20 protein-coding genes are annotated in these 25103 nt (G+C 55.8%); 6 read left to right on the forward strand and 14 right to left on the reverse strand.

Annotation, left to right across the window (positions count from 1 at the left end; translation table 11 throughout):
- Positions 1-126: 126 nt before the first annotated feature.
- Positions 127-486 carry an ArsR/SmtB family transcription factor gene (locus AB1F12_RS10890; RefSeq protein WP_368184263.1) on the forward strand — a complete coding sequence of 120 codons (360 nt, stop codon included), beginning with the start codon at positions 127-129 and terminating at the stop codon, positions 484-486.
- The gene (locus tag AB1F12_RS10895) at positions 486-962 is read left to right on the forward strand and encodes an SRPBCC domain-containing protein (protein WP_368184265.1); all 477 of its coding nucleotides are present in this window, start codon (positions 486-488) and stop codon (positions 960-962) included. The genes AB1F12_RS10890 and AB1F12_RS10895 overlap by 1 nt, the downstream gene beginning before the upstream one ends.
- Positions 963-1066: 104 nt before the next feature.
- On the opposite strand, the gene AB1F12_RS10900 is transcribed toward AB1F12_RS10895, so the two are convergent.
- From AB1F12_RS10900 to AB1F12_RS10925, 6 genes are all read right to left on the reverse strand, one after another.
- Positions 1067-1642, reverse strand: coding sequence for a hypothetical protein (locus AB1F12_RS10900; protein WP_368184268.1), 576 nt, complete (start codon positions 1640-1642; stop codon positions 1067-1069).
- A 266-nt stretch (positions 1643-1908) separates the two neighbouring features.
- Positions 1909-3075 carry an HlyD family efflux transporter periplasmic adaptor subunit gene (locus AB1F12_RS10905; RefSeq protein WP_368184270.1) on the reverse strand — a complete coding sequence of 389 codons (1167 nt, stop codon included), beginning with the start codon at positions 3073-3075 and terminating at the stop codon, positions 1909-1911.
- Between the two features lie 7 nt (positions 3076-3082).
- Positions 3083-5308 (reverse strand): ATP-binding cassette domain-containing protein, encoded by a 2226-nt coding sequence (locus AB1F12_RS10910; RefSeq protein ID WP_368184272.1) that lies wholly within the window; start codon positions 5306-5308, stop codon positions 3083-3085.
- On the reverse strand, positions 5305-6666 hold the full coding sequence (locus AB1F12_RS10915) for a TolC family protein (RefSeq protein ID WP_368184274.1): 1362 nt from the start codon (positions 6664-6666) through the stop codon (positions 5305-5307). Before AB1F12_RS10915 ends, AB1F12_RS10910 begins: the two co-directional genes overlap by 4 nt.
- 67 nt (positions 6667-6733) lie before the next feature.
- Positions 6734-10183 (reverse strand): Ig-like domain-containing protein, encoded by a 3450-nt coding sequence (locus tag AB1F12_RS10920; protein ID WP_368184276.1) that lies wholly within the window; start codon positions 10181-10183, stop codon positions 6734-6736.
- 165 nt (positions 10184-10348) lie between these two features.
- Positions 10349-11200 (reverse strand): YihY/virulence factor BrkB family protein, encoded by an 852-nt coding sequence (locus AB1F12_RS10925; RefSeq protein ID WP_368184279.1) that lies wholly within the window; start codon positions 11198-11200, stop codon positions 10349-10351.
- Between the two features lie 139 nt (positions 11201-11339).
- Here AB1F12_RS10925 and AB1F12_RS10930 point away from each other — a divergent pair, with 139 nt between their 5' ends.
- The 3 genes from AB1F12_RS10930 (at position 11340) to AB1F12_RS10940 (ending at position 14172) form a co-directional block, all read left to right on the forward strand.
- Complete coding sequence (locus AB1F12_RS10930) at positions 11340-11963, forward strand: sugar transporter (RefSeq protein ID WP_368184281.1); 624 nt, start codon at positions 11340-11342, stop codon at positions 11961-11963.
- Positions 11964-12123: 160 nt separating this feature from the next.
- Positions 12124-12816: a DUF1045 domain-containing protein gene (locus AB1F12_RS10935; protein ID WP_368184282.1), complete on the forward strand. Its 693-nt coding sequence runs from the start codon at positions 12124-12126 to the stop codon at positions 12814-12816.
- A 174-nt stretch (positions 12817-12990) separates the two neighbouring features.
- The gene (locus AB1F12_RS10940; protein WP_368184285.1) at positions 12991-14172 is read left to right on the forward strand and encodes an alpha-D-ribose 1-methylphosphonate 5-triphosphate diphosphatase; all 1182 of its coding nucleotides are present in this window, start codon (positions 12991-12993) and stop codon (positions 14170-14172) included.
- A 15-nt stretch (positions 14173-14187) separates the two neighbouring features.
- Here the strand turns inward: AB1F12_RS10940 and AB1F12_RS10945 are convergent, their stop codons facing one another.
- The 8 genes from AB1F12_RS10945 to AB1F12_RS10980 form a co-directional block, all read right to left on the reverse strand.
- Positions 14188-15603, reverse strand: a complete 1416-nt coding sequence (locus AB1F12_RS10945; RefSeq protein ID WP_368184288.1) for an exonuclease domain-containing protein — start codon at positions 15601-15603, stop codon at positions 14188-14190.
- A 1-nt stretch (position 15604) separates the two neighbouring features.
- Positions 15605-16129 carry a hypothetical protein gene (locus AB1F12_RS10950; RefSeq protein WP_368184289.1) on the reverse strand — a complete coding sequence of 175 codons (525 nt, stop codon included), beginning with the start codon at positions 16127-16129 and terminating at the stop codon, positions 15605-15607.
- Positions 16130-16156: 27 nt separating this feature from the next.
- A complete protein-coding gene (locus AB1F12_RS10955) occupies positions 16157-18007 on the reverse strand; it encodes a DUF294 nucleotidyltransferase-like domain-containing protein (protein ID WP_368184292.1) in 1851 nt (616 codons plus the stop codon).
- An 86-nt stretch (positions 18008-18093) separates the two neighbouring features.
- Positions 18094-19878: a sodium:solute symporter family protein gene (locus tag AB1F12_RS10960; protein WP_368184293.1), complete on the reverse strand. Its 1785-nt coding sequence runs from the start codon at positions 19876-19878 to the stop codon at positions 18094-18096.
- Between the two features lie 5 nt (positions 19879-19883).
- Entirely contained in the window at positions 19884-20144 is a 261-nt protein-coding gene (locus AB1F12_RS10965; RefSeq protein ID WP_368184296.1) for a DUF4212 domain-containing protein, read from the reverse strand.
- Between the two features lie 106 nt (positions 20145-20250).
- Positions 20251-20931, reverse strand: coding sequence for an adenylate kinase (locus AB1F12_RS10970; protein ID WP_368188355.1), 681 nt, complete (start codon positions 20929-20931; stop codon positions 20251-20253).
- Positions 20932-20936: 5 nt separating this feature from the next.
- Positions 20937-22901 (reverse strand): acetate--CoA ligase, encoded by a 1965-nt coding sequence (gene acs / locus AB1F12_RS10975; protein ID WP_368184299.1) that lies wholly within the window; start codon positions 22899-22901, stop codon positions 20937-20939.
- A gap of 386 nt (positions 22902-23287) precedes the next feature.
- Positions 23288-24280 carry an SLAC1 anion channel family protein gene (locus AB1F12_RS10980; RefSeq protein ID WP_368184302.1) on the reverse strand — a complete coding sequence of 331 codons (993 nt, stop codon included), beginning with the start codon at positions 24278-24280 and terminating at the stop codon, positions 23288-23290.
- 287 nt (positions 24281-24567) lie between these two features.
- Between AB1F12_RS10980 and AB1F12_RS10985 the strand changes: the two genes are divergently transcribed.
- The gene (locus AB1F12_RS10985; RefSeq protein WP_368184304.1) at positions 24568-25026 is read left to right on the forward strand and encodes an Rrf2 family transcriptional regulator; all 459 of its coding nucleotides are present in this window, start codon (positions 24568-24570) and stop codon (positions 25024-25026) included.
- Positions 25027-25103 lie beyond the last annotated feature (77 nt).

Genomic DNA, 25103 nt, shown 5'->3' on the forward strand with positions numbered 1-25103 from the left:
CCTCACTATATTGGACGACTACCGTCCTAATGGATAAGTCCTTTCAAGAGTCTTAGTGACCCTTCAGGGGGGCTTCAAGGGCATCAAATAATTTGACAGAATGTAAGCCACAACTTACGGTAAGTCATGACTTACGCAATCGCAACCCCAGAAAAGATCATCCACGCCTTGGCCGACCCGACCCGGCGGGCGATTGTGTCGTCCCTGTCGCGGGGCGCATCCGCGGTTGGGCAATTGGCCGATGGCCTGCCGGTCAGCCGCCCCGCTGTGTCGCAACATTTGCGCATTCTGACCGATGCCGGGCTGTTGACGGTCACCCAATGTGGCACCAAACGCCTGTATCAATTGGCCCCGGACGGGGTTGCGCCATTGCGGCGTTATCTGGATGTGATGTGGAATGATGCGCTGGCATCGTTTGAACAAGCGGCGATTGCACAGGCCAATTCAACGGCCACACCGATGACAAACAAATCAAAGGACAGCTGATGGACCCGATCCGTAAAACCCTGACGATCCCCCTGCCCCCAGCGGACGCCTTTCACCTGTTCACCCACGGTATCGACACGTGGTGGCCCAAAGACAGCCATTCCCTATCTGCCAATGACGGCGATCTGCCGCAGAAAATTGACATTGAGCCCAAAACAGGCGGCAAAATCACCGAAACCAAACCCGACGGCACCAAAGCCCCCTGGGGCCGCGTCACCCGCTGGGACCCCGCGCGCGCCTTTGGTATGGACTGGCACGTAGGCCGCCCCGCCGATCAGGCCACCCAAGTGTTGGTGGTGTTTTCACAGGTAGAGGCCGGCACACGGATCGAACTGACCCATTCGGGGTTCGAAAACCTTACCACCAACGCCATCGCAACCCATGCCGGATACCAAACAGGCTGGGATTTTGTGCTGGGCCAGTGTTATTTGGATCGCGCCACTTCGCGGCCTTTACTACATAACATGATATTGTAGCCGTAAAACGACTTTGCGGGTCAAAACTGACAATGGTTTTTCCCATGTCGATGTCTGGTTTGGGGATGCGCATCGTTGAGAAACGAAATCCAGACCATGCAGCTCTATTTTTGACGCTTGAAGGTACCGCCAATCTTTTTGAATAGAGATTTGTGATCAAGTTCAACGCCCATATATTTGAGCTTGCCGCTAATAATCGGGCGGTTTTGATGATCCATTACCCCAGCCACCTCGAAGTCGGCTAGTGGTTTGCCTTGCGTGATATCTCGGGTGACTTGCTGCAGTAGTTTTTTGAGTTCGTCAGCACTGCTACAAAGTTCCCCGAGCTGGAGAAGCAACCAAGGATTTTGACCTTTTTCTTCTCCTTCGTTCTCAAGAAAGTATTGCGGCGGCAGGCTACAAATGAGAAGAGCTGGGCATATCTCGGAAGCATCTTTTCCAAAACAGTTATGCCAAGAAAGCACGTCATCCGCGAAATCTATGTTTCGTACCGAGGAAACTGCAACAGCGTTTCCAAGTTTAGCAAAATGGCGTTCGAGGTTTGGAAGTTCCGCAATAAGCGCATCCATGACCTCATTGCCGATATTATAGTAGTCAAGAACGTAGACAAAATACTCGATACCTTGGAGGTGAGGTGCGCTAGAGGTAATTTGCGCAACTGAGGTGACGTGTAGTCCCATGATTTCTCCTAAAAGGTGGACACTGCGATAGTTTGAAACCTTTCTCAAGAGCTGGATTGAAATCGCAGATAACCTCACCGACTCCAACGCAATGGATCAAAAACACGCAAACCCTTGGAAGCAAGATTTTGGCAAACTGGCGTAAGCTGAAATTCGCGATCCAACAGCAATTGGTTGTTCGGGCTCAGAGCTGACATTCCCCAAGTTGCCCGTTATTTAAGGCCCAAAACCTAACAACGCTTGCCCGCCGTTCCCACTACACTCATCTAAGGCTCGTGCAGGGCCTCGCGGGACCGGTAGAGCGGTTTGGTCAGGTATTGCAGCACGGTTTTGGACCCAGTGTGCAATTCGACCTGCGCCTGCATCCCCGGGCGGGTTTCGATGCGCTGTTGGCGGTCGTCCAGATTGGTCAGGTCCACGGAAATGGTCACCCGGTAATGGGCGTCGCTTTCGGGGCGGCGTTCGTCTTTGAATGTATCCGCAGACACCATCATCACTTCGCCCGTCAGCGATCCATAAATGGTGTAATCATAGGCGGTTAGCTTGATCGTTGCCTGTTGGCCGGGGATCACATTGGCAATGTCTTCGGGTTTGACCTGAGCCTCAACGAACAGCTCATCGTCCAGTGGGATAATCGTAAAAATCTCTTCTCCGGGGCGCAGCACGCCGCCGATCGTGTTGACCCCAACCGAATTCACAATGCCCCGCATTGGCGATGTAATCACGGTGCGCTGCAATTGATCCTGAGACAGACGCAGATTTTGGCGCAACGTGGCCAGCTCTGACAGCGTTTCGGAAAACGAATTGGCCCGGTCCAGTTCCGCACTGGTGATCAATTCATTATACCGGTTTTCCGCGTCCTGATGGGATTTGCGTGCATCGGTCACCTCGATCAAGGCGACGATATTGCGGTTTAGCAAATCCTCCATCACGTCCAATTCACGCTGGGTTTCCTGCATCACACGACGCGCGCCTTCGGTGCGGCCCACATAGTCGGATTGGCGCGCATTCAGCAGCGCCCGTTCAGATGCCACCATGGCCGGGCTGCGGGCTTGGTATTCCTCAGGCACAACAAAATCGAACTGACCGGCGATTTCCGCCTCAAGCCGCAAGCGGCGAATATCAGCGGCGATAATCTGTTCTTCTAGATCATCCACATTGGTCGAAAACTGAGTACCCCGCAGGCGTGCCAACACATCGCCGGGTTCAACGATGGACCCTTCATGCACCAGCAATTCCGCCAGAATCCCGCCTTCGAGGTTCTGAATAATCTGCGGGCGCGATGACGACACCATTTCACCTTCGGCGCGGACAATTTCATCAATGGGCGCGAATTTGGCCCAGATCAGAAAAACCAAAACCGTCGCGCCGATCAAATAAATGATGACGCTGGCGCCGCGGGTCTTTTCTTCTAGATGCTCACTGACGGACACAGCCGGTCTACCCTTTTCGTGTCTTAAGATGTGCCAACACTTCTTCGCGTGGACCATCCACCGTCAAGCGGCCATTTTGCAAAATCATCGTGCGCTGAGTCAGCGACAGGATCGGCACACGGTGCGTGGCAATGATCGCGGTGCGGCCCTTCAGCCAGTGCTGTAGCCGTGACACGATGGTGGCCTCTAGCGTTTGGTCCAATGCTGCGGTGGGTTCGTCCAGCAGGCAAACCGCCGGATCCTGAAGCCACAGTCGTGCCCAGCCGATGGATTGACGTTGGCCAATCGACAGACCTTCGCCGCCGTCGCGGATTTCCAGATCCAGCCCTTTGGGGTGGTTGCGCACAAACGGTCCCAGCCCGGCAAAATCTAGCGCCGAAAGAAGCCGTTCATCGTCGCGTTCAAGCAATGTCAGGTTCAGGTTTTCCCGCAAAGTACCGGCAAATAGGCGCACTTCTTGGCTCAGATACCCGATCGAGCGTCGCAGATCGCGCGGCATCACCTGCCCCATATCAACGCCGTCAATCAAAACCCGGCCTTTGGTGGGCGCATAAATGCCCGACAGCAATTTCAGCAGCGTTGATTTGCCCGACCCGTTGGCCCCCAGAACAGCGATATGTTGACCGGGTTTGATATTCATCGCCGGAATATCCAACGTCTGGCCGCTTTCTTCGTCGTAACAGAACGCAATCTCGCGCAGCTCAAACGCGCCTTTGATGTCTTCGCGGCGCAGATATTGACGGTCCTCGTCCATATCCTGGGGCGCATCAGCCACCTGATCCAGCGCATCCAGCGCGGCGCGCACGTTTGACCAGCGCGCCAATGTGGCGGCCAGCTGGGTCAATGGACCCAAGGTACGAGATGTCAAAATACCCACAGCGATGATGGTCCCGACGGTGAAATCCCCGGTGAACACCATGAATGTCCCGGTCACAACGGCGGCGATATAGGTCGCCTGTTGCACGCCTTGGGACCAGAATGTCAGGGTGGATGCCAATTTGCGCTGTTCGGACGTCGCCATGGATGACAGCGCGTTCAATTCACCCCAAACCCGGCGGAACCGATCCTCGCCGCGTTGGGCTTTGATTGTGTCGGCTTCATAGATGACTTCGTGCAGCAACCGGTTGGATTTCGCCGACGCGCCTTGGGTTTCCTGCGTCAGTTTGATCATCTTTTTCTGCAGGAAAAAGCTGGGCAAAACCATGAGGATACCGCCAATAAACAACACCCAGACCACATTGCCCCCGATAGAGGCAACCAACGCCAGAAACAGCACGATAAACGGCAAATCGGTCAACGTCCCGATGGTGGATGCGGTGAAAAATTCACGCACGGATCCAAATTCACGCACGGCGGAAAACAGCCCCGAAGGCGTTTGCCCCGGTGTGCCGCGCCGCATGCCCAGAATGCGATCCATCAACAGGCTTTGCACCTGAATTTCCATTTTACGGCCAGCGCCATCCATCAAACGGGCCCGCGCGATGCGCAAAAACGCCTCTAGCAACATCGCCATGCCTGCGCCGATTGACAGCACCCATAACGTGGCCACGGATTGATGCGGGATCACACGGTCATAGACCTGCAAACTGAACAGCGCCACGGCGACCGCCAACAGGTTGGCCACAAACGACCCCAGCGCCACTTCGATAAAGTGACGTTTGAATTTCGCCAATTCCCCCCAGAACCAGTGGGATTTCTTGCCTTTTTTGGCATGACGACGGCTAAGCTCTTCGACTTTTAGATCGGCGCGCAGGATCAGGCCGCTAAAATAGGGCGTGAAATCCGACAGGGCCACCTCGGCTTTGTTGTCTTTACAGGTCGTGTCAAACACCACCAGAACGTCATCCAGCTGATCCAGCACCAGCAACATCTGACCACTGGTCATTTCAACCAAGGCAGGCCACTGATCGCGGGTCAAATGCCCGGCCGGGTTCAGCGTGGTCGCCAGACCGGTCGCACCCAATGCTTTGGCAATATCCAGTGGCGTGATGTCAGCACCGGATTGAATTGTGATATGTTCCAACAGGTCGGCGCGGATAATATCCACCCCCAACAACCCGGCATAAGTCGCGGCCAAATCGGCGCGATGACGGGTTTTTTCGCTGAACCGACTGTCGCCATTGGATGACGGAATGTCGGGCGATGTGTCAACTTCTGCTGGCAATTCTTCAACCCGGGTCAGCTTGCCGCCCCGGGTTGCGTTAATATCAAATGCCAAAACTGGACCGCTCAAATCTGATCTCCATCGACCAGGGACCCACGGATCGCTGCGATCTGCAATTTAAGCCGGGCCACTTCGAACCCCAACACCACTGCCTCGCGTTCCGTTCGTACCTTTGTTTCAAATACACCAACTGCATCTGGCACTGTTCTGCGTCCAGCTTCAAGTTGTTGTGCAAAGATATCGTAGTTTTCGGCGGCTTGGCGCGCTAAACCTTGGGCTTGGCTGGCTTGTCGCTGGGTGGAATCCAATTCGGCCTGCAGGGCCAAAAGGCTGCGATTGGCATCTTCTTGGGCCTGACCGATCCGGGCTTCGGCGCCTTCACGGGTCGCTTCGATGGCGCGCAGGCTGGCGCCCGTGCCAAATCCGATCCCATTGGCCGCGCCCACATTCAGGCCCAGACCGGATACGCCATTGCCCACATCCCCGCCCAACGACACGCCCGGCAGATATCCGGCGCGTTGTGCGGTGGCATGCGCCACGGCGCGGTTGCTTTCTGCGCGCGCCTTAAGCACGGCCAAAGGATCAATAGCGTTGCTGGTGGTGCCAATTGCGGACACACCGCTGAGCCCGGTCAATGACCCGGCGGACATGGCCGACAATTCGCCCATTGCTGCGCCAGCCGCTTCGCGGTCGGTGGCCAAATCGCTGCGCATTTGGTTCAGACGTTGGGTGACAATCGCCAGATCTGCGCGGTCGCTAACGCCTGCATTGACCCGTTCGGTCATGATATATTCAAAATGTTCCATCCGGGCCATGGCAGCCGCGTTCACATTGGCCCGCGCCGTGGCAGATTCCGCATCCAGATATAGCTCTAGCGCTGATAAAACCCGTTCATTGGTGTCCTGCGCCAGCGCGATGGCGGCCACTTCGACGTCCGCGGCGGCAAAATCGCGTTCAGCGCGTTTGCCCCCATTGTCAAACAACACCTGATCAACAACCAATTGCGTGACAACATTGCCCAGTGAATTCAGCGATAGGCCCGGCCCCAATGTGGGCAGCCAATTGGTGCTGGCCGCCTCAGCGCGCAAGGTTGCGGCCCGAAGTTCAGCCTCTGCGGCGCGGCTATTGGCATCCAGAACCGAATCCGCCACCCGCGCCAATGATCCGCCCTGCAACACAGAACGACGCGCCAAAAGCCCGTCGATAATGGCGGATCGCTCCCCATTTTCCATTTCGGATGACAACGCCGGCGCGCCCGGATCAACCGGCGCAGTTTCAGCCCCAAACAGGCCCCGCGTTGTTAAATTCTCTGCAAAACCGGCCCCGCCGCCTTGCTCACTCATACATGCCGAAAGCATTGTGGCCAGAACCAAGCCTGTTGCGATCTTGGTTGGTGTTTTGCCTGCTTTCGTTACCCCCTGCGTCACGTCGAACTCCGCCGTTATTATTATGTGACAAATGGGACGAGGCCGCCCGAAAGCGGCCCCATCAAGATCAGATAATGACGTTGATATCGTCGTCGATAATCACCGTCCCGCCTTCGTCTCCGAGGCTGTAGATATCGTAGGTGCTGCCGTCGATTGTTGCACTTTGACCGGTTGCCAATGCACCCGACATTGTGACCGTATCGTCCGAACCACCATGCACCGTCAGCGCGTTGCCGTTGTCAGACAGGTTGTTCAGCATATCAGCCGTCAGAACCAGTTCGCTGTCATCGGCCACTTGCAGATCAATCGCATCCAGGTTGACATCGTTCAGACCTGAACCCGACAGATCAACCGCGTTGGTGCCGCTTTCGTTGGCCACAAACAAGGTCGAGCTGGAATTGCCGGACGTATCTTCTGCGCTGACAATCAGATGCGACCCGTCGGGTGTATCTGTGTTGAAGTCAAAGAAGATCCGATCGCCCAGATCAAACTGGCTGCTGGACAGGTCAGAAACGTTACCCGCATTGTCCAGTTCGGACACAGACAGGGTTTCGCCATTGTCATCCACAAACACGCCGCCGATGCCGCTGCCGCTTTCGTTGATCGAGTCGATCATCGGTGTTTCGGGCACGGTTGTATCAACGCGGAACGTATCCGTGATGGATGCGGTGTTACCCACAGCATCTGTCGCATCGATGGTGACGTTTGCGGTGTAATCCCCGGCGGGCACTTCGGCTGCGGTGAAATCCACGCTCCAGTTGCCAGCGCCATCAACCGTCGCTGCGCGTGTGACGCCTTCGAATGTGACGTTCACGCTGGACCCGACTTCGACCATACCGGTCAATGTCAGACCATCGCTGGCCTCAACGAAGTTGACGATGTTGTCGCCCTCAACAGGATCCGTTGCCGACAATGTGTTGACGATTGTGTCGACCTCAACGCTGTCGGTGATGGTTTCAACATTGCCAGCCCGGTCAGTTGCTGTCGCGGTGACCGTTTGCACGCTTTCGCCTGCTGGAATGTCGGATGCCGCAAAATTGGCGGTCCATGTGCCGCTGGCCGTTGCCAGAACCGTTTGGGTTGCCCCGCCCAGTTCCACAACCACAACAGAATGAGGCTCCACAGTGCCGGAAACGGTCACACCATCGGTGGCTTCTGCACCGCTGATGATGTCATCGCCTTCGATTGGGCCATTCATGGTAAAGTTATCAACCTGCGTGTCGATATGAACGGTGTCGGCCACTTCTTTGAAGTTACCAGCCGCATCCGTGATCGACGCTGTGATCGCCGCGTCATAGGTGCCGGTGGGCACTTCTGATGCGGAATAGGTTGTGGACCATGCGCCGTTTGCACCGGCCATCACCTGATGGGATACGCCACCCAAAGTGACCGTTACGATCAGACCCGGTGTTGCTGTCCCGGAAATAATCACACCGTCTGCGGCTTCGACACCGTTGACAACGTCATCAATTTCAATCGGTTGGCTGGACAATGCCACATCGCCTGCAACGGTGTCGACATTGACCGTTTCGGTCAGGGTCGATGTGTTGCCCGCCGCATCTGTTGCGGAAATCACGATATCGCTCTGATATTCGCCCTCAGCCAATGTGTTGGCCGCGAAATTCACGGTCCAGTTGCCATTGGCATCCACAGACGCTGCCTGAGTAGAGCCACCCATGGTTACCATCACGGTGGACCCAGCTTCGACGGTGCCGGTCAATGTGATGGGCTGCCCTACTTCGGCGGCATTGATGTAGCCATCGCCATTGGTAGGATCGCTGCCATGTGTCAGCGGATCAACCAGCGTGTCAAAGGTCACTGTGCCCGATGTCATCGCCACGTTGCCAAAGCTGTCTGTTGCGGTCACGTCAACGCCCGCATCCAATTCGCCGCTTGGCAATTCATAGGATGCGAAATCAACGGACCAAGACCCGTCAGCACCGGCTGTTGTTGTATGTGTGAACCCGTTCATGACGACGGACACAGCAGATCCAGCCTGCGCTGTCCCGGTCAAGGTCACGCCATCGCTGGCCTCAACCATGTTGACCACGCCGTCGCCTTCGATCCCGGATGTGTTCAGGGTTACGGTGGCTTCGGTATCGATCTGAACCGTGCCGGATGCAGTTGCGCTGTTGCCCGCAGCATCTGTTGCAACCGCAGTCACGGTAGCCTCATATGTGCCTGCCGCCACTTCGGCCGCAGTAAAGGTCGATGACCATGATCCATCCGCACCAGCGGTCACGGTATGCGTTGCATCGCCAAAGGTCACAACAACAGTTGCGCCCGCTTGGGCTGTGCCGGTCACTTCCATGCCAGCGGCATGTTCCACACCGTTCACCATGCCGTCGCCACCGATGGTCGCAGACGAAACAGTAACCGAAGTTTCTGTATCAATAACAAGGGTATCGGTGATGGAGTTCATGTTGCCATGCGCATCTGTCGACGTCACGGTGACGTCCAGATCGTATTCTCCGCCTGCGATCACGCCCGCACCCAGTGCCAGCGACCAGCTGGACCCTTCGACGACGGCGTCATATGTCTGACCGTCGATCAGAACCGATACGGTTGACCCGGCTTCGACCGTGCCGTTCAGTGTCACACCGTCAGAATTTTCGACCGCATTAACGGTGCCGTCAATTTCAACGGTTGAGGCGTCAAATTCCAGACCGGCGATTGTGTCGACAACCAAAACATCCGTGATGGTCGATGAACCGTTATCATTGGTGATGGTGACAGAAACCGGTGTTTCATATTCGCCGCCAATCACTTGGGTGGAATCAAACACAACATCCCAGGTCCCGTCTTCACCGACGATCACCTCTTGGGTGGCGTCGCCGATGGTGACAACAACAGTTGCACCCGCATCACCAGTCCCACCGATTTCGACGCCGTCTGAATGATCTTCGTCATTAACCACGTGACCCACGGATTCTGTACCATGGGTGATCGCAACAACCGGGGCTGATGGATTGGATCCACCGCCACCACCGCCACCACCGATGATCACGGCACCAACACCGGCCGCCGCAGCCGCCGCACCAGCGCCACCAAATCCTCCAAGCGCCATCAAAGGCGTGGCCAACATGCCAACCTCTGGATCGCCACCAACATAAGCGTCAGCCAGCATCACATCAGGTTCGCGCATAAAGTAAAGCGACTCGTCCGCGCCCCATTTCCCAGCAATCTCTGCTTCGGAATATTGCGCGTAATACATTCCGGTGCCATCTGCGACCAGATCCACCTCGGCCAAGGCCCCGCCAGATGACAGGAACAACCGGTTTTCGGCAATTCCGTCTGTGGCAAAGAAACCTTCGACTGTGACAACACGCCCATCGATCAGCGTCACTTCTAGTGCCTGACCCTGACGTGAATACGACGTTACCTGACTGGCATGCAGGTTGAGCGATACATCAGCATCGGCCCCAACTACAATTGAATCGGGTGCGCCGTCTCCGGCAACAACGCCGCGTTGAATAGTGCCCGCACTCGTGCGGACAACGAAATTAATCGCTGACATGGTACTCGCTCCGCCTCATACTGCGGCTCAGAACTGCTCGGCCGCATTTTTTGTACAATTTATTGACACCCAACCTAGACGGAACGAATCGGTATTTCTAGGGGGAATTTTCCAAAATATCGGACCGATGCCCGATTTTCGCTACATTTTCGCCACAGTTTCGCCTTATGCGGCAACACGATCTCTTGAGGTGCGCAACTTTTCACGCGCAACATTCAGCGCAGCCCCCAATAAAATCAGGTATGCACTAATATAGAGCCACATCAAAAGCGCAACCACAGCGCCCAATGATCCGTAGACTTCGTTGTAGCTGCCAAAATTCGCCAAATATTCCGAAAACCCCACCGACGCGCCCAACCACAACACAACTGCAACACCTGCCCCCGGTGTTATCCAATGCAGGCGTGCTTTGGTTCGGTTGGGGCCAAATCGATACAACATCCCTAGCGCCATCACCAATGCCACCAAAGCCGCCACCCAGCGCAAAGCATCGATCATTGGCAGGCTTTCCATTGTGGCTGGTAAAAACGCCAACACGATGGGGGCAATGATCACCACGCTCATCGCCGTGAGGGCCAGCCCGATCAGGCATAGTGTCATCAACAGCGCCACCAACGTATGCCATAATCCGTGACGGTTTGGATGCCCAAATACGGCGTTTAATCCGCGGATCAGCGATGCAACCCCGGCCCGCGCCGACCAGAGCGCCACCAACACCGACAATATAGATGCCAATCCCAATGTATCAGGCCGCGCCTGTAACAACCGGGTCAACTGGTCCACCACGATCACATAGGCAGAGGCTGGCATGATGTCTTGCATCAGCTCAACCTGCGCCAAAACCAGCGCCGGATCCGCAACCAACCCAAACAGGGCCACAATCGCTGCCAATCCCGGAAAAATCGACAGGATCGCAAAAAAGGCAACGCCCGCAGAAATCAGGGACAGGTTGCACTCTGACGTAATCACATAGGTTTCGCGCGCCAATGCGACAGGATAGGACTTCAATATCTGCATTTGGGCCTCAAATTCCTTTGTGTCCTTCATGCCATTCTTGCGACCAGCGCAACAGGCGGAAAATTGTACGTCGGGCAAAGCATCCCTCGCGCCTGCTGCAACCTTGGGTTAGCCTGTCCCAAAAAGGCAGGAGCAAGCAGTGAGCACCTTGATCGATCAAGTCGGTGAAATGGCCGATGCTATTCATGAGGCACGTGTGGGACAGGCCCGGTTGGTTGTGGCCTTGTCCGGCGCGCCGGGTGTAGGGAAATCCACCCTCGCCGCAGAGGTTGCCAAACGTCTAAACGTCCAGAAATGTTCCGCGATTGTTGTTCCGCAGGATGGGTTCCATCTGGACAATCGGCTGCTGGAACATCGCAATCTGTTACAACGAAAAGGCAGCCCCGCCAGCTTTGATTCCGCTGGTTTTCTGCATCTGGTGCGGCGTTTAAAAACCCCCGCCGGTGTTGTGTTTCCGATTTTTGATCGGGCCAAAGACATTGCCATCGCAGGTGCCGGGCATGTCCCCGCTGAATGTCAGGTGGTCATCGTCGAGGGCAATTATGTGTTGCTGGACGAAGCGCCATGGTCTGATCTTGCGCCGCTTTGGGATTTAACCGTGTCGTTGCACTTGCCCCTGCCCGATTTACGCGCAAGGTTGATCCAACGCTGGCTCGACCAAGGCCTAAGCCGGGCAGCGGCCACGCGGCGTGCAGAACAAAACGATATCCCCAATGCCGAACGGGTCAGTGCACGCGAATTGCCTGCTGATATCGTTCTTTAGGTCACGGATATGAGCATGGGCCAACTGACAATGGCCCGCAGCAACAGATGTAGCCAAACGACATATCCTCTGACAAAATACGCTTATATTTTGAAGAAATGTTTCGTTTGTCATCTGCATATCATTTTCTGGGTTCATTCCAGCATTGAAAGGGGCACCCATGTCTGATTTCACGCGATTTGCACTATATTACGTACCAGAACCCGGTGCTTTGGCCGATTTTGGCGCATCCTGGTTGGGCTGGGATTTGGTCAAAGCGGAAAAGGTCGCAGCCCCCGAATTTCCGGGCCTTTCCGCCAACCACATTCATAAATTGACCCAAACGCCGCGAAAATACGGGTTTCATGGCACTCTGAAACCTCCCTTTAGGCTGGCCAATGGCTGTGATTTGACCGGGTTGGATGCGGCGGTCCGACAGGTTGCACAGACCTTGCAGGCCACGGAAATGACCGCGTTAAAATTGGATCGGATAAACGGTTTTCTGGCCCTGACACCCGTTGGCGACACAACAGGTCTAAATGCCATTGCGCAGCGCTGTGTCGAAAAACTAGATCCCTTTCGCGCGCCCAGCACCGAAGAAGAGCTGGAACGCCGACGCAAAACACCTTTGACGCCGGTGCAGGATGCCAACCTGTTATTGTGGGGGTATCCTTATGTCTTTGACGATTTCAGGTTTCACATCACGTTGACCGGGCAAATGGACCCGGCACGTGCGCAGGATTTGCGGTATATCCTTGCCACCTACCTAGACGAATTCCTGCCGCGTCCGTTCTGTCTGGATCAGATTGCGCTGGTCGGGGAACGGCCAGATGGACGGTTTCAACTGATCCAACGCTATGATCTGACCGGGTAATATCCGACAAAGCCCAGTTCCGGCCCAGATTTTAGGGCCGAAACCTGTACAGCCCAGCGATCAAAAGGGATGGCATTCATTGGCTTTGTTTCAGGAATAACATCCAGCCGTCACATAGACGAAACATCCGCTTTGTAGGGTCGACAAAACACAAACCACCCCACGAGCAGTCACATGAAATACCGGCTACCCCCATTGCGTCTGACAGGCGCGACGATCCTTCGGGACAATGAATTGCAGGATCGTTCACTTGCAATTGCAGATGGGCGGATCACCAAGGGCAGCTATCGGGCGGTGGATTTGTCGGGGTATTACATCCTACCGGGGATCATTGACCTGCATGGGGATGTGATCGATCGACATATGGCGCCCGATGCAACATCCCCACAATCTATGATGGCTGGATTGGCGGGCGTGGACCGGGACGCCGCCGCCAATGGCGTCACCACCGCATGGGTGGCGCAACATTGGTCCTGGCAGGGCGGCAGGCACGGCCCGGATACCGCCGAGGCCATGCTGCAAGCGCGCGATGCCTATGCCACAGACGCCATGACCGATTTGCGGGTGCAATTGCGCTTTGAAACTCACACATTTGACAGCACTGATCGATTGCTGCGGGCTGTGCGCCAGCATCGCGTGGATTATGTGATGTTCCAAAACAGTTTGGACAAAGCCCTATTGATGAAGGATATCGACCCTGACGGGTTCGCCACAAAGGCGCGCGCATTGGGATGGCCCCCAATCGAATACGGGCAAATCGTCAATGAGGCGCGCAAACGTGACCAAGAAGTGCCGCGCCGATTGTGTAAAATGGCCGAAGCCTTTGATCTAATGAAAACAATTTACGGGTCACATAATGATCCAGATGGTGAAACCCGCGAAATGTACGCCATGTTAGGCGCGCGCATTTGCGAAATTCCCACGACATTTTCCGCAGCATCCGTGGCGCGCGCGGTCGGGGACCCGGTGCTGATGGGTGCACCCGATGTCCTGCGCAAAGCAACGCAAACGGGCCACGTTTCAGCCATGTCTCTGATCAAGGCCAGCAAATGCGACGCGCTTGTTTCGCAGTCCTTTTATCCTGCTCTCAGTCAGGCGGCCTTTGCCCTGGTGGATCAGAACCTAAAATCCCTGCCCGCCGCATGGAGGATGATTTCGCAAACCCCAGCATCTATTCTGCGCCTGACGGATCGCGGCATCATCGACATCGGAAAACGCGCGGATCTGGCGATCGTAAACAAAACCACCCGCAGGGTTGAGGCCACGATTTCGAACGGGCGTTTGTCCCATCTATTTGGCGAAGCTGCCTATCGGTTTGTCAGCGGCCAAACGATAAACAGCATGGCTGCGGAATAGGATGTCGGGGCAGATTTAGGCGTTCAAATCCTCAACCAGGTTTTGATGTTTGCGCATTTCGGTCAGGCATTCCCCAAAACGGGTCACATTCTGCGCCGCCAGTATGGGCAGCAGATGGGACAGAACCTGTGCAGTTGCCACCGCGTCGCCCAATGCGGTGTGGCGCATGTCAGGCGGGATCGTCACCGATAACCGATCCGACAAAGCGTCCAGCGTATGCACGTCATGCGCCCCAAAAACCACCGCCGACAGCAGGACCGTGTCCAGGACCGGATGTTCAAACGCCAATCCCATTTTTGCGCCGTATCGTTTCAGAAAACTGACATCAAACGGCGCATTATGTGCCACCAAAACCGCACCTTCGGCAAAGCGGGCAAATTCCGCCACCGCTGCCACCGGATCAAGTGCGCCCTGCACCATGTCATCGGTGATTTTATGCACCTTGGTGCTGGCCGCCGGGATCGGGCGGCCGGGATCAACCAACATGTCAAACACTTCGCCTGCAACGATTTTTCCATTGACCACCCGCACAGCGCCGATCTGAACGATGTCGTCATGTTTTGGGTCTAACCCGGTGGTTTCCGTATCAAACACCACATAGCTGAGCGCGCGCAGATCAGTGGTCGCCAGATCAGCCCCCTGACCATGAAACAGCAGATCAAAATCATAGGTCAACGGGCGTTCGGCATTGGGATCCAGCGGATCAAGCATCAGCATATAACCGGCATTTGCCCCATCCGCGCCCTGCCCCATGGATCGGATATATCCAGTGTAAACCTTGCCCGACACGGTTGAAATTGACACCGCATGGCGCGCCATATCACCGTTTTCCAATTCTTCGAGCGCAAATGCGACGCTTTCTTGATCCAGATATTCAAACAGGGATGCATTCAGCCGCGCGGGGGCTTCGGCGGCCAACATTTCCGCCGCCTGCCCATCATAAAGTACCAATAAATGCGCCGGACTGATGATCATGACGGCTGTGGGAATGCCAGTCAGGATTTCGGCCAACTTTTCCTTTTCCGCCGCCAGTGATGCGGTTTGTTGGGCGATCATCTGGGCTGTGTCCATCGTGGATGATGTCAATTGATGGGTCACCGCCGCCATGGCCGGGGCCAGATCCCCCAGATATTTTGCCTGCCCGACATCGATTTCCTGCCCCACACCCCCATGCGCGCGGGCCCGCATTTGGGCAGCCAGCCGTTCCAATGGACGTGCCACGTTTTCATCAAACAGCAGCCAAATCCCAGCCGCCAATCCCAACAATCCAAACACCGACACGGCCCCGGCGGTGACAAACGCGGACAGCGCTTTGGGGGTGGCCAATTGCCGGTATCCCATCCACAGGCCCAGCCCCATCACAACGCCGCCGCCCACTCCGATCAGTGCAAAAAACAGCAGGATCCGAAATCTGAGCGACAGGCGGTGCATCTCAGGTCCCCCCGGTGCAGATTGTGGACACAACCGGATCATCCGTGCCCAGCGCGGCCCATGTCATATTGTCCATGCTTCCATCCGCCAAAAACGCCTGCACATTGGCCAGTGGTGACAGGCGGCCTTGGGCGCAATCAACCAGCGCGGGCACAACCTGCAACGCCGCCCAGCGCCGGTAAAGATAGGTTTGCGCGATGGCAAAATCGGGCTGTTCCTGGTTGCGCAACACGCTGTCCACATCCACCGCCACAAAGCTGGACGTCATCGGATAGAAAAATGTCCAAGGCCGAAACAGCGCGGCGTCGGATGCGGTGGATGCAACGGTCAGACCGTCCGCCAATGCGCGTTCTGTGCGTTCAAACCAGCCATATTCCAGTGAAATCGTTGCCGCGATCATCGCACAGCCCGCCGCCACCGGCATGACCCATTTCGCCAATCGACCGCCCAGCAATCGGTTCAGTGCATAGACCACCAACCCCGCCAGCGCCCCTGCAAACACGATGCCAATCAATTCCAGAAACATAGTTTTCCTCCCTCATCGGCGAATGGATTATCCCAGAACGCCACGCCCCTGCATCAAGGCCGATTGCATGGTTTTTACCACCACAAACGCATCCCTTAGATGGCTGCGTTCAAAATCGGACAGCCCTGACGGGGCCATGTAATTATCCGGCTTTTCCCCGGCTTTGATTTGTGCCGCCTGATTTTCCAGACGGGTTTGGGCAATCATATCATAGGCATCCAGCAAATCCCGCGCACCGCTGGGCGACACGGCCCCCCTGTCAGGGGCGGCCTGAATACGCGCGCGGGTATTGGCGACGGTGATTTTGCCCTGCAGCGCATACATCCGCCCCAGATCAACAATCGGCACGACGCCGTTGGATTTCATATCAATGTGATTGCGATGTTCACCTGATCGCACCGTGGCAAAGCTTCGGATCAGCCCCAAAGGTGGCACATGGCCCACCGCATTGGTGGCCATATGGGCGGTGAAAAACGAATTGCGCGACGTGGCTTTCAACACATCCGTTTGCAACGGCGTGAACAGGGTTTCGTCCCCGTCAATGACCCGCAGATCAAACATCACCGATGCCAGCATCTGCGCCTCTTTGCTGGGGCGGGCGATCCAATCGTCGAAATAGCCCTGCCACGTGGATTGACGTGCGCACCAACGCAGGTTGGTCGCCATCATATCGCCGGGGCAATAGACATATCCCGCCACGTTCAGACCATCACAAACGAACTGGGCGAATTTGGCGAAATAGTCCATGTCACGCGGGCTGGCCGCATTGTCGATGATCAGGCAATTGTCCTGATCGCTGACCCCGGTTTGTTCCTGACGCCCCTGCGATCCACAGGCCGCCCAGCAAAACGGCACAGGCGCGGGCCCAAACTGGTCCTGCGCCAATGCGATCAACCGGCGGGTCACCCCATCGGCCACATCTGTAATCAGACGGGTGACCACTTCGTGGCGGTTCCCGGCCCCGACCAATTGCACCAACAGATCGGGGATATTAGCGGTGATTTTTGCCAGATCAGCTGGGGTCTTGGCGCGGCGCATATCGGCCATCATGCCCGCAGATGTGCTGGCCATGAACCGCATCAGATCGGTCTGCGTAACCACCCCGATCAGCTTGGTCCCATCCACCACGGGCAAATGCCCCATATGCCGTTCCATCATCAGATGCAGCACATCCGATCCGATGGCCGAACTGGGCAACGTGATCAGATCGCGTGTCATGATTTGATCCACGGTGGTATCAATCGGCAGCCCACCCGCAATGGCGCGGTTGGACATGTCGCGCACGGTCACGATGCCTTTTAGGTCATCCCCATCCGCGACAAACAGGCTGGAAATGCGCGTATCACGCATGATCTGCGCCGCCGCCTGCAATGTTGTGTCAGACGGGCAGGTTTTGGGATCACGCACCATCAAATCGTCAACACGGGTGGTGGTCAATTCGCCCGCGCGCGTGGTGCTGCGATCCCGCGCAATGTCCCCCCGATCAAAGAACCGGCGCACCGGATCATGATCCGCCATCAAGGTCGCAAACAAATCGGCGGGGATCAAAAACAGCTTTGTCGGCTCTAAGGTGCGCGCGGATGTGACGGCGCGCCCATCCTTTAGCAATCCGCGTTCGCCAAATGAATTGCCCCCCGACAGATGCGACAATTCCTGCCCCGTATCGTCAAACACAATCACAGTGCCATGTTCGATCACATACAGCCCACGCAGTTTGTTCCCGACGGAATAGACATCGTGATCAGCGGGCAAATCCAGCACGTCGATCCGGTCCGCGATCTGCGCGCGCATCGTTTGTGACAGATGATCATAGGGATGCTGGCGTGACAGAAACGTCTGAATTCGGCCTAACATGTGATCCGTTTCGGGTTTGGTCATGGGTCTCTCTCAAAAGAAAATCCTGCGCCGGGTTATCCGCCGCAGGATGCGTTTGTTCAATGATCTAGCGCAAGGCCAGCATTGGTTTAGTGATCCTGAGCCGCACCTGCGCCACGGGGCACACGCACGCTTTCGACCAGATCTTGGATCTCTTTGGGGGTTTCTTTGGTCATATTGGTCACAATGAACGCCGTGGCAAAGTTCAGCATCGCACCCACGGCCCCGAAGGATGTGGATTTGATTGTGCCCAACAGAGGGTCCGCATCCGTAAAGGAATTGGTGCCCGGAACAAAGAACCAGCCTTTGTGCAGGAAGATGTAGATCAGGGTGACAACCAGACCAACCAGCATACCGGCAACAGCGCCTGTATTGTTGATACGTTTGCTAAAGATCCCCATCATCAATGCCGGGAAGATCGACGCCGCCGCCAGACCAAAGGCCAGAGCAACCGTTTGCGCCGCAAAGCCCGGAGGGTTCAGACCCAACCAAGTGGCCACACCAATCGCGACTGCCATGGAAATCCGGGCTGTCAGCAATTCGTTGCGCTCAGACATGTTCGGGGTCAGTTGACCTTTGAACAGATCGTGGGACACAGCAGACGAAATCGCCAGCAACAGACCCGCCGCGGTGGACAATGCCGCCGCCAGACCACCCGCAGCCACAAGGCCGATCACCCAACCCGGCAGGTTGGCAATTTCTGGGTTCGCCAGCACAAGGATGTCGCGGTTGAATTTAACCAATTCATTGCCGGACCAGCCATTGGCCGCCGCACGTTCCTGCAGCTCAGCATTGCTATCGTTGTAATACTGAATTTGGCCGTCGCCGTTTTTGTCTTCCCAGTCCAACAGACCGGTTTTCTGCCATGTGGCCATCCATGCATAGGCATCATCGTTTTCGATCATTTCAACCGTAACAGCCTGACCATCCGTGCCATTTGGCCACATCAGTTCAGAAATGTTCAGACGCGCCATCGCCCCCACAGCCGGAGCCGTCAGATAAAGCAACGCGATGAACACCAGCGCCCAACCGGCAGACCAACGTGCGTCCGACACTTTGGGCACCGTAAAGAACCGCATGATAACGTGGGGCAGACCCGCCGTACCAATCATCAGGGACAAGGTGAACAACACCATGTTCAGCGTGTCGGCGTGATGGGCGGTATATTCGTTAAACCCCAGATCGGTAACAATCGCATCCAGCTTCGCCAAGAGCGGCTCGCCTGATGCCACGTGATCGCCAAACAGACCCAAAGCTGGGATTGGATTGCCGGTCAGTTGCAGCGAAATAAAGATCGCAGGGATTGTATAGGCCAGGATCAGCACGCAGTATTGGGCCACTTGGGTATAGGTCACACCCTTCATGCCGCCAAACACCGCATAGGCAAACACAACAGCCGCGCCGATGAACAGGCCGGTATCTGTGTCCACTTCCAGGAAACGACCAAAGGCCACGCCCACACCGGTCATCTGACCAATCACATATGTGATCGACGCGGTGATCAGACAGATCACAGCCACCAGACGTGCGGTTGGCGAATAGAAACGGTCGCCGATAAATTCTGGCACCGTGAACTTGCCGAACTTACGCAGATAAGGCGCAAGGAGGAGAGCAAGAAGCACGTAGCCACCGGTCCAACCCATCAGGAAGGAAGAATTGTCATAACCGGTAAAAGCAATCAGGCCGGCCATCGAAATGAACGACGCCGCAGACATCCAGTCCGCTGCTGTTGCCATGCCATTGACCACAGGATGCACACCCCGGCCAGCGGCGTAAAATTCAGATGTAGACCCGGCACGGGCCCAAATCGCGATCCCGATATAAAGCGCAAAAGACGCGCCCACAAACAGGAGGTTGAGTGTAAACTGATCCATGGAAATTACTCCTCGACGCCGAATTCACGGTCGAGCTTGTTCATGCGCCAGGCATAGAAAAAGATCAGACCAAGAAAGACCAGGATCGATCCTTGCTGAGCAAACCAGAAGCCCAGATCGGTGCCGCCCACGGAAATTCCCGACAACATCGGGCGCAGCAAAATGCCGAACCCAAAGGACACGACGGCCCAGATGACAAGTGATATCAAAATGATGCGCACATTGGCTGCCCAATAGGCTGCATCACGACTAGATTGGTCCGACATGCGGAGTCCTCCTCTGTTCCCGCGCCCGGCATGGGGTGCGGATGGTATGAAACATCGTTTCGGTTTTTGGGGCCTGCGGATCAGATCCGCAGACAAGTATTCGGCTTTAGGCGGATCGCACGATCTGCTGCAAAGCCTGTGCAATATCGTCAATTGCGCCCATGGCGGGCACGGATTGCAGATTGCCCTGCGCGCCGTAATAGGCGATCAGCGGCGCGGTTTCGGCGTGGTATGCCTCTAGACGAGAGGCAACCGTGGCGGCGTTGTCATCAGCGCGACGTTTGAATTCTTCGCTGCCGCAGCTGTCACATTTTCCGGCCTCGACGGGTTGTTTGAACGTGTCATGGAACCCCTCACCGCAATTGGCGCAGGTGTAGCGCCCGGAAATCCGGTCAACCATGGCGGCATCGTCCACTTCCAATGACACCACCGCGCTGATCGACTGGCCTTGTTCGGCCAGCAATGTGTCCAGCGCTTCGGCTTGGGCTGCGGTACGGGGGAACCCGTCCAGAATGATCCCCGCGGCCACATCGTCATCACCCAGTCGATCCCGCAGGATGTTGATGACGATGTCATCGCTGACCAGACCGCCTGCTGCCATGACAGATTGCGCGGCTTTGCCAGCGTCGGTGCCAGCCGCCACCGCAGCCCGCAACAGATCACCGGTGGACAATTGCACCAGACCAAATTGGTCCTGCAACATCCGCGCCTGTGTGCCTTTGCCAGCCCCCGGAGGCCCCAGCAGGATCAGAACAGGGCTTTGTGTGTTGGGCGTTGCTCCGTCCATCATCCTTACCCCTTGTTCATGCGGTTTTCGATCAGCTCGTCGACCACAGAAGGATCGGCCAGCGTCGATGTATCGCCCAATGCGCCATAATCGTTTTCCGCGATTTTACGCAGGATGCGACGCATGATTTTACCGGACCGGGTTTTTGGCAGGCCGGGCGCCCACTGGATCAGATCCGGCGCCGCAATCGGCCCGATTTCAGTACGAACCCAAGTGCGCAGCTCTTTGCGCAGCTCTTCGCTGGGTTCCTGATCATTCATCAAGGTGACATAGCAATAGATGCCCTGCCCTTTGATATCATGCGGATAGCCGACCACGGCGGCTTCGGCGACTTTGGCATGGGCGACCAGCGCGCTTTCAACCTCAGCCGTGCCCATCCGGTGACCGGACACGTTGATCACGTCATCCACACGGCCCGTGATCCAGTAATCGCCATCTTCGTCGCGCTTACAGCCGTCACCGGCAAAGTAGTAGCCTTTGTAGTCGCTGAAATAGGTTTTCTGGAACCGTTCGTGATCGCCCCACACGGTGCGCATCTGACCGGGCCAGCTGTCTTTGATACACAGCACGCCTTCGGTTGGATAATCGTGGATTTCCTCGCCCGATGTGGGTTCCAGAACCACGGGTTGCACCCCAAAAAACGGCTTCATCGCGGAACCCGGTTTCATCGCATGCGCACCGGGCAGTGGCGTCATCATGTGCCCCCCCGTTTCGGTCTGCCACCATGTGTCAACGATAGGGCATTTCCCTTTGCCGACCACTTCGTTGTACCAGTTCCACGCCTCGGGGTTGATCGGTTCGCCCACGGTGCCCAGCACCTTTAGGTCGCTCAGGTCATAGCCTTCGACGAAACTATTGCCTTGCCCCATCAGGGCGCGCAATGCGGTGGGGGCGGTGTAGAATTGGTTCACTTTGTGTTTTTCACAAACCTGCCAGAACCGGCCTGCATCAGGATAGGTTGGCACGCCCTCGAACATCACGGTGGTCGCCCCATTGGCCAGCGGCCCATAGACGATATAGCTGTGCCCCGTGACCCAGCCCACATCGGCCGTACACCAGAACACATCGCCATCGTGATAATCAAACGTGATTTCCTGTGTCATGGACGCAAAAACCAGATAGCCACCAGATGTGTGCACCACGCCTTTGGGCTGACCGGTAGAGCCAGATGTATATAGCACAAAGAGCGGATCTTCGGCGTTCATTTCCGCGGGCGTACAATAAGAGGACGCTTCGGCGGCCAATGCGTTATAATCGTGATCGCGGTCCTGAATCCAAGTGGTTTGATCGCCGGTGCGTTTCACCACCAGAACCTGAACACTGTCTTTGCAATGCAGCAAAGCCGCGTCGGTGTTGGATTTCAGCCCGGTTTTGCGGCCACCGCGGGGGGCAGTGTCAGCAGTGATCACCACCTTGGCGTCACAGCCATTGATCCGGGCCCCCAACGCATCGGGGCTAAAGCCCGCAAAGACGATGGAATGGATCGCACCAATGCGCGCACAGGCTAGCATGGCATAGGCGGCTTCGGGAATCATCGGCAGATAGATCACAACCCGGTCGCCTTTGCCCACGCCCAGACCTTTTAGGACATTGGCCATGCGGCTGACATTTTCCAATAGCTGAATATAGCTGATATGCTGCGCGGATTCTGCTGGATCATCCGGCTCAAAAATGATCGCCGTTTGATTGCCGCGTGTGGCGACATGGCGGTCGATGCAATTGGCAGACACGTTCAATGTGCCGTCTTCGAACCAATTGATGGCCACTTCGCCGAAATTGTAGTTTGTATTCTTGACCTTGGTGAACGGTTTGATCCAGTCAATCCGTTTGCCATGTTCGCCCCAGAACCCGTCCGGGTCCTTGATCGAAGCCGCATACATTTCATTATATTTCGCCTCATCAACATGGGCGTTGGCTGCGAAATCCGCGCTTGGCGGATAAACAGACTTCTGAACTGTTTCGGTGGTCATGGCTTCCCCTTATGTCTCCTGAAATGGGTTCTTCCGCTCCTACTCGGTAGAACCCTCCCTCTGGTTGCAATAAACGCGTTTTGGGGGAGATTGTATATAAGTGGCTCTTATTTCGATCTTATTGAGTAAATAATTTTACAGCTTTTTCGTTAAATCAGTAAACGAGACATAATCAACCCCTGCAAACCCCTTTGAATTTGCAGAAATTTCGCCGTGATCCATGGCTCAGCTTGTCAATTTTTATCCGCAATACTGGGTAGAACAGACAGATCAGGCCCCGCCTGCGACACCTTGACCTGTCTGTTATATCAATAAATCTGGCGGTCTGATCGAATCTGCCCCGCCCCATCAATCGGTTCAGCCCGCTTAGATGGGATTGGCCCGCATTAGGCGGCAGGAGCCGGTTTCGGGGCGGCCTCTTCCTTGAAAATGGCGCCCGAAATCACCCCGGCGCCGGTCTTTGTTAACAACACAGCGACCCCAATGATCAGGGCCACCAGCAACACTGCGCCAATGGCCACATGTGGGGTTGATCCGGTGGCCTCAGCAAATCGGAAACTGGCAATTGATGCGGCGGCAATGGGAAAGGACAGCGCCCAAAACGACAGCGAAAACGGCAGCGACACCATGCGTGGCAATTGCACGGCGACAATCAGCGTAAACAAATAGGCCCCATTCAGCAAAATCCGCGCAAAGCCATCAACCACTCCGCCATTCAGCTGCATCCAAGCGACAAAAGCCACCGCAGGCGGCGCAATCAGAATAACCAAAGTGGGCTGCAAACGCCCGGGCATTGGATCGTGGAAAATCAGCCGGTTCACCACCAATGTCATCAAGATCACCCAGAAAATCAGCCCAACGGACATAAAATACCAAGACGTTTCAATATACCCCAACGGCACCCCCGCCAACGGTACAATCACATTGCCCACGGCCGGAATGAACCATGCCGGGGATAATGCACCGGTTTGAAAACTGCGCATGCCTATCCAACCTGATACCACGGCAATGGTCAGCCCCCCCTGCCCGATCATCCCGATGATCCACAACGGCAATGCCAGTACAGGCGCATGCGTCAAACTGGCTGTGGACAACAACAAAAGCGATATGGAAATGGCCGGAAAAAACGCAAGCTTCACTGGGTGGTGCCATTCGGATCGCACAGCATCTGGGTGTAATATTGCCTTTGTGGTATAGGTGATCGAAATCAAACCAAACAAAGAAAATGCTATCAGATAGGCAGTCAACCCAACCCAGATTGGCACACCAACCGCAGACGCCGCCGCCTGCAAAGCAAGAGCCAACCCGGTCATCCCCATCACAATTGCAAATAGAGGAACCGGTGCGTTTTTGAGGCGGTTGATTGGGTCAGAAGTCATCTTCACGGTCCTTTTGATCGTCGCAATCCCACAAATGGGACCATCTACGTCTTCGCACGGGGTGCAATATACATTTGCAAAGTGACATATGTCATTTCACCATCCAGTCACAACATGCAAAACCTACAGACACGTTAAAGTGAGCAAACAACCATGCCCGTGCCCGGACAGCCCATTGATCTATCGAAAAAATAGCTTTTTGCACGCAAACCCTGCGTCATATTGACTTAGATCAACCTCAGCATCGGCAAATAGCTGCATAATTCACCTAACTTTAGGGGGGCAATATGCGGCTGACGGTTCGAACAAATCTGGCGATGCGGGTTTTGATGTTTTGCGCAGTTCATCCAGGGGTAAAGGTGCGAAAACGCCAGATCGCCGAGAGCTGCAACGCCTCAGAAGCTCATTTAGGCATGATTATCAATCAACTAAGCCAGACGGGCTTTATTGAAACGATGCGCGGACGAGGCGGCGGTATCCGGTTGGCCTGCCCACCAGCTGACATAACTGTGGGCCGTGTGTTTCGGGTGTTTGAGGCAGACACGCCGTTTACGGAATGTTTTGCGGGACGCGACAATCATTGCCCGATCACCCCGGCCTGCCGGCTGCGCGGCGCATTATCGCGGGCGCTGAACGCGTTTTATGCAGAGCTGGATCAGGTCACATTGTCGGAATTGGTCGAGGGCAATACCGGGTTGGAACGAATTTTACAGTTCGAAGGTGGCTGCCCCGTTTCAACAACCTGATCCACAAGATTGAATTCAAAGGAAAAACGCCCACCCAATGGCGGGGAGGGCGTTTCTTTTTGTATCATGTAGTGGCG

Origin of the sequence: Aestuariibius sp. HNIBRBA575 (genome assembly GCF_040932005.1) — a bacterium.
GTDB lineage: Bacteria > Pseudomonadota > Alphaproteobacteria > Rhodobacterales > Rhodobacteraceae > CANLNM01.

Excerpts from the sequence above, each read along its gene's own strand:
- AB1F12_RS10925 (WP_368184279.1), bottom strand. The coding sequence starts at position 11,200 with ATGCAGATATTGAAGTCCTATCCTGTCGCATTGGCGCGCGAAACCTAT.
- AB1F12_RS10965 (WP_368184296.1), bottom strand. The coding sequence starts at position 20,144 with ATGTCGGACCAATCTAGTCGTGATGCAGCCTATTGGGCAGCCAATGTG.
- AB1F12_RS10950 (WP_368184289.1), bottom strand. The coding sequence starts at position 16,129 with ATGTTTCTGGAATTGATTGGCATCGTGTTTGCAGGGGCGCTGGCGGGG.
- AB1F12_RS10900 (WP_368184268.1), bottom strand. The coding sequence starts at position 1,642 with ATGGGACTACACGTCACCTCAGTTGCGCAAATTACCTCTAGCGCACCT.
- AB1F12_RS10920 (WP_368184276.1), bottom strand. The coding sequence starts at position 10,183 with ATGTCAGCGATTAATTTCGTTGTCCGCACGAGTGCGGGCACTATTCAA.
- AB1F12_RS10970 (WP_368188355.1), bottom strand. The coding sequence starts at position 20,931 with ATGGACGGAGCAACGCCCAACACACAAAGCCCTGTTCTGATCCTGCTG.
- AB1F12_RS10960 (WP_368184293.1), bottom strand. The coding sequence starts at position 19,878 with ATGGATCAGTTTACACTCAACCTCCTGTTTGTGGGCGCGTCTTTTGCG.
- AB1F12_RS10895 (WP_368184265.1), top strand. The coding sequence starts at position 486 with ATGGACCCGATCCGTAAAACCCTGACGATCCCCCTGCCCCCAGCGGAC.
- AB1F12_RS10980 (WP_368184302.1), bottom strand. The coding sequence starts at position 24,280 with ATGACTTCTGACCCAATCAACCGCCTCAAAAACGCACCGGTTCCTCTA.
- AB1F12_RS10945 (WP_368184288.1), bottom strand. The coding sequence starts at position 15,603 with ATGCACCGCCTGTCGCTCAGATTTCGGATCCTGCTGTTTTTTGCACTG.
- AB1F12_RS10940 (WP_368184285.1), top strand. The coding sequence starts at position 12,991 with ATGAAATACCGGCTACCCCCATTGCGTCTGACAGGCGCGACGATCCTT.
- AB1F12_RS10955 (WP_368184292.1), bottom strand. The coding sequence starts at position 18,007 with ATGACCAAACCCGAAACGGATCACATGTTAGGCCGAATTCAGACGTTT.
- AB1F12_RS10935 (WP_368184282.1), top strand. The coding sequence starts at position 12,124 with ATGTCTGATTTCACGCGATTTGCACTATATTACGTACCAGAACCCGGT.
- AB1F12_RS10890 (WP_368184263.1), top strand. The coding sequence starts at position 127 with ATGACTTACGCAATCGCAACCCCAGAAAAGATCATCCACGCCTTGGCC.
- acs (WP_368184299.1), bottom strand. The coding sequence starts at position 22,901 with ATGACCACCGAAACAGTTCAGAAGTCTGTTTATCCGCCAAGCGCGGAT.
- AB1F12_RS10985 (WP_368184304.1), top strand. The coding sequence starts at position 24,568 with ATGCGGCTGACGGTTCGAACAAATCTGGCGATGCGGGTTTTGATGTTT.